Origin of the sequence: Variovorax boronicumulans, from assembly GCF_009811375.1 — a bacterium.
Taxonomy (GTDB): domain Bacteria; phylum Pseudomonadota; class Gammaproteobacteria; order Burkholderiales; family Burkholderiaceae_C; genus Variovorax; species Variovorax boronicumulans.
On sequence record NZ_BKDH01000008.1, the window covers coordinates 1 to 12,041 of the forward strand.

Below are 12,041 nucleotides of genomic sequence, written 5' to 3' on the forward strand. Positions count from 1 at the left end.
CCTCGCACCCCTACACCCAGGCGCTGCTGGCTGCGAGCCCGAAGCCCGACCCCGAGATGGCGACCGAGCGCATCGCCTTGAAGGGCGACATTCCCAGCCCGATCTCGCCGCCCTCGGGCTGCGTGTTCCGCACGCGCTGCCCGCATGCCATCGAGGCCTGTGCGCAGACGGTGCCGCCGCTCGAGGAGATTTCCGCAGGACACTACAGCGCCTGCATCCGCAAAGAACTGCTCTCCAACACCGCCGTTGCACGACCATGACCGACATTTCCTCCTCGACACACGACTTCATCGACCCGCTGCTGAGCGACCGTTTCAAGGGCTACCCGCGCACCCAGCCGCCGCGCCTGCGCAGCGAAGTCGGCGCCGCCGGCTGGAACGTGCTGGCCGGCGACCTGCCGCTGCCGCTGGCCGTACTCAAGCGCGAGGCGCTGGAGCACAACCTGGCGTGGATGCAGGCACGCGTGCGTGAGTGGGGCATCGACCTGGCACCGCACGGCAAGACCACCATGTCGCCGCAGCTGTTCCAGCGCCAGTTGGATGCGGGTGCGTGGGGCCTGACCTTTGCCACCGTCACGCAGCTGGCCGTGGGCGTAGCCGCCGGCGCGCGCCGCACGCTGATCGCCAACCAGGTCGTGAGCGACGAAGACCTCGCGGGCATCCAGCTGCTGCTGGCCGACCATGCGGACCTGCGTGTGGTGTTCCTGGTCGATTCGATCGCGCAGCTGGCGCTGATCGAAGACTGGTCGAAACGCCATCCTGCCAGCGTGCCTTTCGAGGTCATGCTCGAGATCGGCGTGCAGGGCGCACGCACCGGCTGCCGCACGCACGACGAAGCCGTTGCGCTCGCCACCCGGGTGCGCGCCAGCGACGCGGCCAAGCTCGTGGGCATCGAGACCTATGAAGGGCAGGGCGCCACCGGCGAAAGCGGGCCCGACACGGCCTACGCCACCACGCTGATGGACCGCGTGGAGGCCGTGGCGCGCCACTGCGACACGCACCAGCTCTTCGAGACCGACGAGGTGCTGGTTTCGGCCGGTGGCTCGGCCATCTTCGACCTCGTGGCGGGGCGCCTGAAGCCCGCACTGGGTGCGCCGGTGCGTGGCCTGCTGCGCTCGGGTTGCTACGTCACGCACGACCATGGCTTCTACAAGCGCATGGTGAGCGTGGTCGACGAACGCCTGGGCTGCGAATGCGGCGAGGGCCTGACGCCGGCGATGGAAGTCTGGGCCAATGTGCAGTCGCGGCCCGAGCCCGGCCTGGCGATCCTGTCGGTCGGCAAGCGCGACATCTCCTTCGATCTGTCGATGCCCGTGCCGATCGCGCGCGCGGCGCGCGGCGCGTTGCAGCCGCAGGGCGTGCCCGCGGGCTGGAAGATCACCGCGCTGAACGACCAGCACGCCTATCTGCGCTGGGATGAGAGCGAAGAGGCCGATGCACCCAAGGTCGGCGACCGCGTGGGCCTGGGTATCTCGCACCCCTGCACCACCTTCGACAAATGGCACTGGATGCCCGTGGTCGAGAACGACTACCGCGTGAGCGACGCCGTCGCCATGCACTTCTGAACAACGCACCGATGACGCCCTCATTGCTCCAGAGGATCGCCGAGGCGCGCAGCGACGCGCCGGCCACGCGGCGCGCGATCCTCGACCTGATCCTCGAAGACCCCGACCGCGCGCTCGAAGAGAGCTTCGAGCAGCTGGCCGAGCGCTCGCGCAGCTCGGTGCCCACCATCATGCGCACCTGCCGCGACCTCGGCTTTGCCGGGCTGCGCGAGTTCAAGCTCGCACTCGCGCAGGAGCTGGCGCTCGGCGGCTCGCCGCTGCACCGCCGCGTCAACATCGAAGACGCCGCCGACGAAGTGGTCGGCAAGATCGCGCGCAGCGCCGCCGCCTCGGTCTCGGGCGTGCGCGGCCAGCTCGACATGCAGGTGCTCGACGGCGCGGTGCGCGCCATCGCGGCCGCACCGCACGTCGACCTGTACGGCGCGGGCGCCACCTCGTGGTTCATGGCCAACGACCTGCAGGCGCGGCTGTTCCGCCTCGGCCTGTCGGCCAACGCCTGGGCCGACTACCACCTGCAGCAGGTGGCCGGCGCGGCGCAGCGTCCGGGTGGCGTGGTCATCGCCATCTCGCACGTGGGCGGCATGCCCTCGCTGCTCGACGCGGTCGACATCGCACGCGGGCAGGGCGCCCAGGTGGTCGCGATCACGCGGCCGGGCACGGCGCTCGCGGCCAAGGCCGACTTCCTCATCGGCCTGTCGGTGCCCGACGACGCGGTGATGCATGTGGGCATCGACGCCTACCTCACGCACCTCACGGTCATCGAGATCCTCACCGTGCTGGTGGCGCAGCGCCGCGGCGAGCCCGCCGTGCAGCGCCTGCAGCGCGCGCGCGAGGCCTTCCAGCGCCACGGCATCGACGCCACCACGCACCCGCTGCAAAGCTGGGACGGCGGCGGCATCAACACGAAAAAGGGAGACAGCGAACCATGAGCGACACCCCAGCCGTGCTGCTCGAAGCCGGCCTCGTGGTCGACGGCTCGGGCGGCCCTTCGTGGCCCGGCGACGTGCTGCTGCAGGGCGACCGCATCCTGGCGCTGGGCGACGGCCTGCGCACGCGGCTGCCTGCAGGGTTGAACATCGCCGACGTCGACGTGGTCGACTGCCGCGGCAAGGTGATCGCGCCCGGCTTCATCGACGCCCACACGCACGACGACGCCATCGTGCTGCGCGACCCGCTGTGCCTGCCCAAGGTGTCGCAAGGCATCACCACCGTGGTCACGGGCAACTGCGGCATCTCGCTGGCGCCGTACCGCACGCCGCAATCGAAGCCGCCGCTCACGCTGCTGGGTGCGGATTCGTTCAAGCACGCAACCATGGCCGAGTACCGCGCAGCCGTCGATGCGACGCAGCCCGCGCTCAACGTGGCAGCCCTCGTGGGCCACACCACGCTGCGCTTCGCTGCCATGCAGGCGCTCGATCGCCCGGCGAACGGCGACGAACTGGCTCACATGGCCGCGCTGCTCGACGACTGCATGGCTTCGGGTGCGCATGGCATGTCGTCGGGCCTGTTCTACGAAGAAGCCTTTGCCGCGCCGGCCGAGGAAGTCACCGCGCTCGCGCGCGTCGTGGCGCGGCACGGCGGCGTGTACGCCACGCACCTGCGCAGCGAGATGCAGCAGATCATCGAGGCGCTGCACGAGGCCGGCGACACGGCCTTCAGCGCGGGCGTGCCGTTGGTCATCTCGCACCACAAGTGCGCCGGTCCCGCGAACTGGGGCCGCACCAAGGAGACGCTGCCGCTGATCGAGGCGCTGTCGCAGCGCCAGGAGATCGCGATGGACGTCTACCCGTACGTGGCCGGCTCCACCGTGCTGCGCGAAGACCTGGTCGACGGCGTGATCGACGTGCTGCTGACCTGGTCCGACCCGCACCCCGAGATGACCGGCCGCCTGATCTCCGACATCGCGCGCGAGTGGGGCACCACCGAGCAGGAAGCCTGCCTGCGCCTGAAGCCCGGCGGCGCCTGCTACTTCCAGATGCAGGAAGAAGACGTGGAGCGCGTCATTGCGCACCCGCTCACCATGATCGGCAGCGATGGCCTGCCGCACGACCGCCATCCGCACCCGCGGCTGTGGGGCGCGTTCCCGCGCGTGTTCGCGCGCTACTGGCGCCAGCGCAAGCTCTTCACGCTGGAGCAGGCGGTGCACAAGATGACGGGCATGACGGCGCGCAACCTGCGCATCGCGGATCGCGGCCTGCTGCGTGTCGGCACGATGGCCGACGTGGTGGTGTTCGACCCCGAGACCATCACCGACACCGCCACCTACGACAAGCCGCATGGCGTGAGCGTCGGTGTCGAGCGCGTGTTCGTGAACGGGGTGCTGGCGTACCGCGGCGGCGAGGGCGAAGCGAAGGTGCTGGCGCGCGCGGGACGGATGTTGACGCGCGGGGGCTGACAAGACGCGGGTGCATTCGGGGCGCGGGCCCAGGCCACCGGGTACTTCCCTCCGCGAATGTCCCCCGGCCTGCGGCCTCCTCCTTGATTTCGCTGCGGGAAGCACCCAGTGTCCTGGGCCCGCCGGGCGCCGTCGCTGGGTTGGCCGATCAACCAACGCCTTCAAACAGACGGGGCGCAGCGCGCGAACCCTACGAGGCTTCTTCTTCCGGCTGCGCCTGGAACATGCGCGTGAAGTCGCAGCACGCCTGCGCCAGCATCACGATCGACGATGTGAGCGCGCTGCGGTGCTCGCCCTTGTGCATGGCCACGTAGCGCACCACGGGCAGCGCGGGCGTCACGTCGAGCACCTCGAGCATGCCGGCGTCGACCAGCGGCGCGAGGCATTCGCGCGGCAGGTAGCTCACGCCCAGGCCCGACACGGTGAGGCCCGTGAGTGCGACGAGGTTGCTCACCACGATCGCGTTGGCGGGCTGCACGCCCTGGTCCTTCATCCAGGCGTCGTAGGCGCGGCCGGTGCCCGAGTTGTTGCCCTGCACCAGCATGCGGTGGCGCGCCAGGTCGTGCAGGCGCACGGTGCCGGTGGCCGCGGTCGAGGGAATCACGCCGGGCTTGCACATCCACGCGCTCTTCACGCGGCCGATGACCTTGCTCTGCATGCGCGAGTCGGCGAAGGTGTGGGGCACGATGACCACGTCGAGCTCGTCGGCCAGGAGCTTGTCGCGCAGCTGCAGGCTGTCGTCCACGTCGGGTTCTAGGATCACCTTGGGGTAGTGCTGCTGGATCAGGCCGACCAGGCGCGGCAGCCACGTCATGGCGGTGAGCTCGGTCACGCCCAGGCGGATGCGCCGCTCCACCACGCCGGGCTTGCCGAACTGCTCCACCGCTGCGTCGCGCTGGTCGAGCAGCTTCCTGGCGAGCACGAACATCTCCTCGCCTTTTTCGGTGAGGCGCGCCGTGCGCTGGCTGCGGTCGAACAGCTCGGTGTCGAACAGCTGCTCCAGCTCGTGCACGCGCTTGGAGATGGCCGACTGCGAGGTGTGCAGCTGGTTGGCCGCCTGCGCGAAGCCGCCCAGCCGGGCGATCCAGTACAGGGCTTCGAGTTGCTTGAAGGTCATCACGGCGGGCGGCTCCTGAAAGAAAGAACGCTTTTCTTCATGCGATTCGATCACAAAAAATCGCTTTTAGAAATTCATCGGGACGCAGAAGATGCGCGCCAGGCCACCGTCATTGCAACCCAAGGAACACACCATGGACTTCAAACTGCCTCTCGCACCTTTCGCATTGGCACTCGCCCTCGTCTTCGCCTGCGGCGCCGCCAGCGCGCAGGACACCGGCACGCTGCGCAAGATCAAGGACAGCGGCACGATCCAGATCGGCGCGCGCGACAGCCAGATCCCGTTCTCGTACAAGCTCAGCGCCGACAGCGCGCCCATCGGCTTCACCAACGACATCTGCCTGAAGATCGTCGACGCCGTGAAGGCCAAGCTGGGCCTGCCGAAGATCGAGGTGCGCTACACCATGCTCAACTCGACCAACCGCATCCCGCTGCTGCAGAACGGCACCGTGGACCTGGACTGCGCGACCACCACCAACACCACGCAGCGCCAGGCACAGGTCGACTTCGCACCGAGCCACTTCGTCACCAACATCACGGCCGCCGTGAAGAAGAGCTCGGGCATCAACGCACTGCCCGACCTCAACGGAAAGAACGTGGCCACCGTCTCGGGCAGCACCTCGATCCAGCTGCTGCGCGGCGCGCGCAAGAGCGGCACCATCGAGGTGAACGAGATCGCGGGCAAGGACACCTCCGACGGCTTCCTGCTGCTGTCCACGGGCCGCGCCGATGCCTACGTGCTCGACGACGTGCAGCTGGCCGGCATGATCGCCAGCGCCACCAATCCGGGCGACTACAAGATCCTCAAGGAGTCGCTGCGCCAGGAGCCCTACGGCATCATGCTGCGCAAGGACGACCCCGAGTTCAAGGCGCTGGTCGACGAGACCGTCAACGGTCTCATGAAGTCGGGCGCCATCGAGCAGCTGTACACCAAGTGGTTCCTCTCGCCGATCCCGCCGCGCAACGCGAACCTCAACTTCCCGATGACGGACGCGGTGCGCGAGATCTACAAGAACCCCAACAACAAGGGCGTCTGACACCATGGCAGCCACACGCGCGGACCTGCCGAAAGGCGAGCTCCTTTCCGATGCGCTGATGCGCCAGGTGCGCGAGCGCTTCCTGGGCATCGAACGCGACCACCACGGCCGCGAGCGCCTGTACTTCGACAACGCCGGCGGCTCGTTCCGGCTGAAGGCGGCGGTCGAGCGCTTCGCGCTGGTCGACGCCATTCCCGACAACGCCGAGCGCATCCACGCCACCGCCGTCGAGCTGCAGGCCATGCAAGCGCGCGGCGCCGACGACCTGCGCACCATCCTCAACGCCACCGGCGGCAGCGTGTACCCCTCGCTCACCGCCTCGGGCGCGATGTTCGACATGGTGCGCGCGGTGGCCGAGAACGTGCCGGGCACGAACATGGTCACGACCGCGCTCGAGCACCCCTCGGCCTTCGACGCCATGCGTCTGTATGCGGAGCGCCTCGGGCGCGAGTTGCGCGTGGCGAAGAGCAATCCCGTCACCGGCGGTGTCGACGTGGACGCCATCGTGGGGCTGGTCGACGAAAACACCTGCGTGCTCAACGTGATCCATGCGTCGAACATCTCGGGCGCCAAGCTCGACATGGCGGCCATCGTGCGGCGCGCGCGCGAGATCAAGCCCGACCTGTACATCCTCGTCGATGCCGTGCAGCACGCGCCGCACGGCGTCATCGACCTGCAGCAGACGCCGGTGGACGGCATCAACCTCGCGCCCTACAAGTTCTTCGGCTGCCGCGGCTCGGGCTTCTCGTGGATGTCGGAGCGCGCGGCTGCATTGCCGCACCACAAGCTGGCCGGCAAGAAGCCCGGCCACTGGGAGCTGGGCAGCTCGGCGCCGTGGCAGTTCGCGGTGCTCACCGAGATCGTCGACTACGTGGGCTGGCTCGGCGGCCACTTCACCGATGCGACCGACCGCCGCGCCCGCTTCGTGGCGGGCATCGAGCGCATCGAGCTGCACGAGCGCGCGCTGCTGGCGACGCTGCTCGACGGCACCGCGCAGACGCCGGGCCTGCGCGCGCTCGACGGCGTGCAGGTGTTCCTCGACCATGAAGACTTGACGCAGCGCGACCTGATTCTGGGCATCGGCTTCGACGGGCTCGACTGCACGCAGGCCGTGGTGGAGTACGGCCAGCGCGGCGTGACGGTGTACGAGCGCGTGGCCAGCAGCATCTACTCGAAGCGGATGCTCGAATCCTTCGGGCTCGAAGGCACCGTGCGCGTGTCGCCGCTGCACTGCCACACGGTGGGCGAGATGGAAGCCTTCCTGCGCGTGACGCGCGAGATCGCGGGCGCTTTCGCCTCCGCCTCGCCCGCGGTCAACGCGGCGTAGGGCGCGCCAGCGCCGCGCAGGCCGGCGTGTCGTTCGCCTGCCGCAGGTAGGCGAGCAGGTCGGCGCGGTCGCGCGGGTCGGGCACGCCGTCGTAGGTCATGCTGCTGCCCGGCACCATCGCGAGCGGGGCGCTGAGGAAGCGGTCGAGCGTCTTGTCGTTCCACACGATGCGCGGCTTCTTCATCGCCTCCGAGTACGCGAAGCCCGGCACGCTGCCGGCGAGCCGCCCGAACAGGCCGCAGTGGCGCGGCCCGACCCGGTCGGTGGCCAGCGCGTGGCAGGCCTGGCAGCGCGCGTAGACCTGTTCGCCGCGCACCGCGTCGGGCGTTGCGGCATTCGCACAGGCCCAAGCTGCCAGCAGGCCCGCTGCGAGCCCGCGCGCCGCACGGCTCACGACACGAACGCCGAAGGCACTGGCGCCTCGCCGAGCGCCTGGCGCAGCACGGCCCAGTGCATCGCCTCGTCGCCGAGGATGCTGGCTGCGGCCTTCGACAGCTCGCGGTGGCCGAACAGCGGCACCGCGCCCAGGTAGGCGCTCACGGCGCCTTGTTCAAGCTTCGCCGCGAAGCGCAACACATCGGCCTGTGACTTGAGCTGCTCCCCCGGGAAGTCGTAGCGCGCCTTGGCCGCGACGGCCTTGCCGCCGAGCTTGGCGATGGTCTTGGCCAGCAGGTCCGCATGTTCCTTGTGGTGGCCCTGGAAGGTCACGGCGAGGTCGAGCACGGGCTTCTCGAGCAGCTTGCTTTCCGCGCCGAGCTGGTAGGCCGCGATGGCCTCGAGCTCGGCGCCGAGCGCGGTGTTGAGGATCTGCACGTCGTTGCCGGTGGCACCGCCGCTCTTGGCGGCGAGCGCGTCGCGTCCCGCCAGCAGCGCGACGGCGGCGCCCGACAGCATCAGGCCGGAGTGGCCGAGAAAGGCGCGCCGCGCGGCGGCCGGGGTGGGCATCAGGAAAAAGGACATGGTGGGGTCTCCTCGGGGGTGGTGGTTGTGGGAAGCCATCAGGGCAGCGCCGCCAGCACGCGCGCCACGATGCGGTCGCAGCGCGCGCCGTCGAACGCGAAGGCGTCGCCTGTCGCCAGGTCGATGTCGCGCGACAGGCTTTCGCGCAGCAGGCTGCGGGCGCGGAAGAAACGCAGCCGCACCGTGGCCTCGGGCAGCTGCAGCGCCTCGGCGGTTTCGCCGACGCTGAGTTCCTGCACCGCGCGCAGCACGAACACGGTGCGGTAGGTGTCGGGCAGCCGGTCGATGCGGCGCTCCATGAGTCGGCGAAGGTCTTCCCGCATGGCGAGGCGCTCCGGTTGGCGGTCGGGGTCGCCGGCGAGCTGCGTGTCGGGGGCGTCGTCGTCATCCTCAGTAGCCACGCCGCCGTTGAGCGGGATCACCTGCGCGCCGCGGCGGCGCAGGCGGCCCAGCGCCTCGTTGATGACGATGCGCACCAGCCAGGTCGAGAGCTTCGCCTCGTCACGGAAGCCGCCGATGGCGCGCCAGGCGCGCAGGTAGCCGTCCTGCAGCGCGTCTTCGGTGTCGGCGTCGCTGTGCAGGATGCTGCGCGCGGTGCGAAACAGCAGCTGGTTGTGGCGCCGCATGATGCGCGCGAAGGCCTGCGTGTCGCCCTGCGCGGCGCGTGCGGCCAGTTCGGCGTCGGACGCGTTCGCGTCGGCATCGGCAGTCAGGGGCAAGGCGGTGGGCGGCATGCGGTGAGTTCCTTCTGCCCATTGGATGGCGCATCCCCGCGCTGTGTTGCAACTTTCTCAGGCGCCTTCCTGCGGCCCGTGCGGGGCCTGTTGCGCGCTCACGCGCGCGATGTTCTGCTGGTGCGACACCAGCATGGCCGTCAGCTCGCCGTGGATGCGCGTGTCGCCGATGCGCGGCAGCAGCGCCTGCAGCTTGCGCACCACCCAGTCCTGGCCGCGGTTGAGCAGCGCCAGGCGCGCGTCCAGTTCCGGCACGGCCATCGCGCGCTCGTAGAAGGCGCCGGTGCGCGTGCTGGGCGTGGCGGCCAGCGACTGGATCGCGTCGATCAGCACGCCGCACCAGCGCACTTCGTCGCGGTGGATGTCGGTCACCAGGCGCTGCAGCGCGGGGTCGTCGGTCTCGGCGGCGCTGCGCAGCGTGATGCGCGCGCCGGCGCGCTCGGCTTCGAGCAGCTCGTTCAGCGCGGCCAGCAGTGCGTCGCGGTCGCCGGCTTCGCGGTAGGCCGCGTCCAGCTCGTCGGCGTAGCAGACCGGCGAGGACACCTCCACCCGCTCGGGAAAACGCAGCCCCTGCGCGCACAGCGCGGCGGGCGTGTCGGCGAAGGGCTTAGCGGCATCGTCGGGCGGGGCGGCGTGGGGCATGGGCGGCAGAGGACGCATGGGGCGGGGCTCCTGGAAACGTGTGCATGCCCATGGTGAACCGATGCTTCTCCCCAAGCCAATGAATGTTCATTGCAAATGAGTGCAAAAAAACTAATATGAATCCGATGGACATCGGCCTCGCCCGCACCTTTCTCGAAGTCGCGGCCACCGGCAGCTTCGTGGCCGCTGCCGAGCGGCTGCACCTGACGCAGACCGCCGTCAGCGCGCGCATCCGCCTGCTCGAAGACCAGCTCGGGCGACGCCTGTTCGTGCGCAACAAGGCCGGCGCGCGGCTCACCGCGTCGGGCGAGCGCTTCGTGGCGCACGCGACCACGCTGGTGCAGGTGTGGGAGCGCGCGCGCCAGCATGTGGCGCTGCCGCCGGGGATCGAGGAGGGCGTGAGCGTGGGCAGCGAGCCCAGCCTGTGGCATCCGCTGCTGGCCGACTGGCTGATCTGGATGCACCGCGTCTGCCCCGAGATCGCGCTGCGCGCCGAGGTCGACAGCGCGCAGCGCCTGCTCGACGCCGTGCAGGGCGGCGCGCTCGACCTGGCCGTGCTCTACAACCCGCCGCAGCGCCCCGGCCTCGTGGCCGAGCTGCTGGCCGAGGAGCGGCTGGTGATGGTCACCACCGACCCCGAAGGCCGGCTCGACCGCACGCGCTATGTGTCGGTCGACTGGGGCCCGGCCTTCGCGGCCAACCACGAGGCGGCGTTTCCGGAGCTGGCCCATGCGCCGGTGTCGATCTCGCTCGGGCCGCTGGCGCTCACTTACCTGCTTGCGGTGGGCGGCGCGGGCTACTTCCGCATCGGCGTCGCGCGGCCCTTCCTGGCCGACGGCCGGCTGCGGCTGGTGGAGGGCGCGCCGGAGTTCTCGCATTCGGCCCACGCCGTGTATGCGCCGCAGCGCGAGAACGAGACGCTGGCGCGCGTGCGCGCCGGGCTGCGGCTGGTGGCGGCAGCGGAAGAAGGGCGCCAGGGCAGCGGCATGCATTCGCCGGCTTGAGGCGCCGTCCTGCATCGCCAGGTGCTACTTTCAGGTACTTACGCTCGGGCCACCGGGACTCCGACAATCGGACGCATGCCACCCCGCGCAACGCGGGGAAGAAAAATAAGTTCGGGGAGTTTCATGTCCAACCACGGCAGCGTGCCCTTGCGCATGCGTTCGTCGTCACCATCCGTTGACCGCAGCGCCCTGTGGGCCGAGCTGAGCCAGACGGCGCGGCTGTATCGACTCGAAGCGCCCAGCGCCGCTTCATCGTCTTCGTCCGCCGCCCGCGAGAGCATCGACGCCTTGCGCGTGGAAGGCTGGGTGCAGCGCGAGGCGGTGTCGCAGCTGTTCGAGCTGCGCATCGTGTGTCTGAGCCTGCGCGCGGACCTGGCGCTGTCATCGCTGATCGATCAACCGCTGACACTGGTCACTGTGCTGGCCGACGGCTCCGTGGGTCGACGCACCGGCCTGATCCGCGCCGTCGAATCGCTGGGCGCCGACGGCGGCCTGGCGCGCTACCGCCTCACGCTTGTGCCCTGGCTCTGGCTGGCCACCCAGCAGGGGCGCAGCCAGGTCTTCCAGCAGCGCAGCGTGGCAGACATCATCGAACGCGTGCTGGCGCCGTACGCCGAAGCGGGCAGCTGGGCCTTCTCCTCCGAAGTGAACAGCTTCCTCGCCGACGCCCCCGTTCGCACCTACTGCACCCAGTACCGAGAGAGCGACTACGACTTCTTCTCGCGCCTGCTGGCCGAAGAAGGCCTGGCCTGGCGCACCGAGGAAGACGCCCAGGCCCCGACGGGCCACAAGCTCGTGATCTTCTCGTCCAACGACACCCAGCCCGCCGATGCGGGCTCGCCCGTTCGCTTTCACCGCAAGAACTCGCAGGAGCGCAGCGACGCCGTGCAGGCGCTGGTGCGGCGCATGCGCCAGTCGGTGGCCCAGGTGCACCTGAGCGCATGGAACGTCGACGGCAAGCGCCAGCTCACAGGCAGCGCCCCGGCGCGCTTTCCGGTCGGTGGCAAGAACGCCCCACGCCTGGAGTACGACGACGTGCTCGGCCTGAACGACCGCAGCCGCGGCTGGGACACCAACCGCACCGTCGAGCGCTACGCCGCATTGATGATGGAAGCGGCCGAATGCCGCGCCGACCTGATGCTGGGCCACAGCACCGTGCGCACCTTGCGCGCGGGCACGCGCCTCGAGATCGACGACGCGCCTGCACTCGGGCTGCAGGCCAAGCCGGCACTGCTGCTGGACACCGTCGAACACGTGGGCAT

13 protein-coding genes are annotated in these 12,041 nt (G+C 69.8%); 8 read left to right on the forward strand and 5 right to left on the reverse strand.

Features of this window, described 5'->3' with window-relative positions; genetic code table 11:
• The 4 genes from VHAB30_RS30815 to VHAB30_RS30830 form a co-directional block, all read left to right on the forward strand.
• Window positions 1–260 (forward strand): oligopeptide/dipeptide ABC transporter ATP-binding protein (locus tag VHAB30_RS30815; protein WP_390904089.1); only part of this gene is annotated, 260 nt, incomplete at its 5' end.
• Window positions 257–1,564 (forward strand): amino acid deaminase, encoded by a 1,308-nt coding sequence (locus VHAB30_RS30820; RefSeq protein WP_159279703.1) that lies wholly within the window; start codon window positions 257–259, stop codon window positions 1,562–1,564. The genes VHAB30_RS30815 and VHAB30_RS30820, both read left to right, overlap by 4 nt.
• Before the next feature lie 11 nt (window positions 1,565–1,575).
• The gene (locus VHAB30_RS30825) at window positions 1,576–2,493 is read left to right on the forward strand and encodes a MurR/RpiR family transcriptional regulator (protein ID WP_159279704.1); all 918 of its coding nucleotides are present in this window, start codon (window positions 1,576–1,578) and stop codon (window positions 2,491–2,493) included.
• Window positions 2,490–3,959 carry an N-acyl-D-amino-acid deacylase family protein gene (locus tag VHAB30_RS30830; protein ID WP_159279705.1) on the forward strand — a complete coding sequence of 490 codons (1,470 nt, stop codon included), beginning with the start codon at window positions 2,490–2,492 and terminating at the stop codon, window positions 3,957–3,959. Before VHAB30_RS30825 ends, VHAB30_RS30830 begins: the two co-directional genes overlap by 4 nt.
• Before the next feature lie 190 nt (window positions 3,960–4,149).
• On the opposite strand, the gene VHAB30_RS30835 is transcribed toward VHAB30_RS30830, so the two are convergent.
• Window positions 4,150–5,076 (reverse strand): LysR family transcriptional regulator, encoded by a 927-nt coding sequence (locus VHAB30_RS30835; RefSeq protein WP_062481847.1) that lies wholly within the window; start codon window positions 5,074–5,076, stop codon window positions 4,150–4,152.
• Between the two features lie 133 nt (window positions 5,077–5,209).
• Between VHAB30_RS30835 and VHAB30_RS30840 the strand changes: the two genes are divergently transcribed.
• Window positions 5,210–6,112, forward strand: coding sequence for an amino acid ABC transporter substrate-binding protein (locus VHAB30_RS30840; protein ID WP_159279706.1), 903 nt, complete (start codon window positions 5,210–5,212; stop codon window positions 6,110–6,112).
• 4 nt (window positions 6,113–6,116) lie between these two features.
• Window positions 6,117–7,439, forward strand: a complete 1,323-nt coding sequence (locus tag VHAB30_RS30845; protein ID WP_159279707.1) for an aminotransferase class V-fold PLP-dependent enzyme — start codon at window positions 6,117–6,119, stop codon at window positions 7,437–7,439.
• Here the strand turns inward: VHAB30_RS30845 and VHAB30_RS30850 are convergent.
• Genes VHAB30_RS30850 through VHAB30_RS30865 form a run of 4 tightly spaced genes read right to left on the reverse strand, consistent with a single transcriptional unit; the run spans window position 7,426 to window position 9,775 of the window.
• Window positions 7,426–7,800 carry a c-type cytochrome gene (locus VHAB30_RS30850; RefSeq protein ID WP_174250319.1) on the reverse strand — a complete coding sequence of 125 codons (375 nt, stop codon included), beginning with the start codon at window positions 7,798–7,800 and terminating at the stop codon, window positions 7,426–7,428. The two genes, VHAB30_RS30845 and VHAB30_RS30850, sit on opposite strands and share 14 nt — an antisense overlap.
• A 29-nt stretch (window positions 7,801–7,829) precedes the next feature.
• Entirely contained in the window at window positions 7,830–8,399 is a 570-nt protein-coding gene (locus VHAB30_RS30855; protein WP_159279709.1) for a ferritin-like domain-containing protein, read from the reverse strand.
• 38 nt (window positions 8,400–8,437) lie between these two features.
• A complete protein-coding gene (locus tag VHAB30_RS30860) occupies window positions 8,438–9,133 on the reverse strand; it encodes an RNA polymerase sigma factor (RefSeq protein WP_159279710.1) in 696 nt (231 codons plus the stop codon).
• A gap of 57 nt (window positions 9,134–9,190) precedes the next feature.
• The gene (locus VHAB30_RS30865; RefSeq protein WP_235926978.1) at window positions 9,191–9,775 is read right to left on the reverse strand and encodes a DUF6306 domain-containing protein; all 585 of its coding nucleotides are present in this window, start codon (window positions 9,773–9,775) and stop codon (window positions 9,191–9,193) included.
• Window positions 9,776–9,900: 125 nt separating this feature from the next.
• On the opposite strand from VHAB30_RS30865, the gene VHAB30_RS30870 reads away from it, so the two are divergent.
• Together VHAB30_RS30870 and VHAB30_RS30875 are read left to right on the forward strand one after the other, a co-directional pair.
• The gene (locus tag VHAB30_RS30870) at window positions 9,901–10,779 is read left to right on the forward strand and encodes a LysR family transcriptional regulator (RefSeq protein ID WP_159279712.1); all 879 of its coding nucleotides are present in this window, start codon (window positions 9,901–9,903) and stop codon (window positions 10,777–10,779) included.
• Window positions 10,780–10,902: 123 nt separating this feature from the next.
• A partial coding sequence (locus VHAB30_RS30875) for a type VI secretion system Vgr family protein (RefSeq protein WP_174250318.1) occupies window positions 10,903–12,041 on the forward strand: 1,139 nt, incomplete at its 3' end.

Coding starts and splice junctions, on each gene's coding strand:
- VHAB30_RS30820 (WP_159279703.1), top strand. CDS start 257: ATGACCGACATTTCCTCCTCGACACACGACTTCATCGACCCGCTGCTG.
- VHAB30_RS30825 (WP_159279704.1), top strand. CDS start 1,576: ATGACGCCCTCATTGCTCCAGAGGATCGCCGAGGCGCGCAGCGACGCG.
- VHAB30_RS30830 (WP_159279705.1), top strand. CDS start 2,490: ATGAGCGACACCCCAGCCGTGCTGCTCGAAGCCGGCCTCGTGGTCGAC.
- VHAB30_RS30835 (WP_062481847.1), bottom strand. CDS start 5,076: ATGACCTTCAAGCAACTCGAAGCCCTGTACTGGATCGCCCGGCTGGGC.
- VHAB30_RS30840 (WP_159279706.1), top strand. CDS start 5,210: ATGGACTTCAAACTGCCTCTCGCACCTTTCGCATTGGCACTCGCCCTC.
- VHAB30_RS30845 (WP_159279707.1), top strand. CDS start 6,117: ATGGCAGCCACACGCGCGGACCTGCCGAAAGGCGAGCTCCTTTCCGAT.
- VHAB30_RS30855 (WP_159279709.1), bottom strand. CDS start 8,399: ATGTCCTTTTTCCTGATGCCCACCCCGGCCGCCGCGCGGCGCGCCTTT.
- VHAB30_RS30860 (WP_159279710.1), bottom strand. CDS start 9,133: ATGCCGCCCACCGCCTTGCCCCTGACTGCCGATGCCGACGCGAACGCG.
- VHAB30_RS30865 (WP_235926978.1), bottom strand. CDS start 9,775: ATGCCCCACGCCGCCCCGCCCGACGATGCCGCTAAGCCCTTCGCCGAC.
- VHAB30_RS30870 (WP_159279712.1), top strand. CDS start 9,901: ATGGACATCGGCCTCGCCCGCACCTTTCTCGAAGTCGCGGCCACCGGC.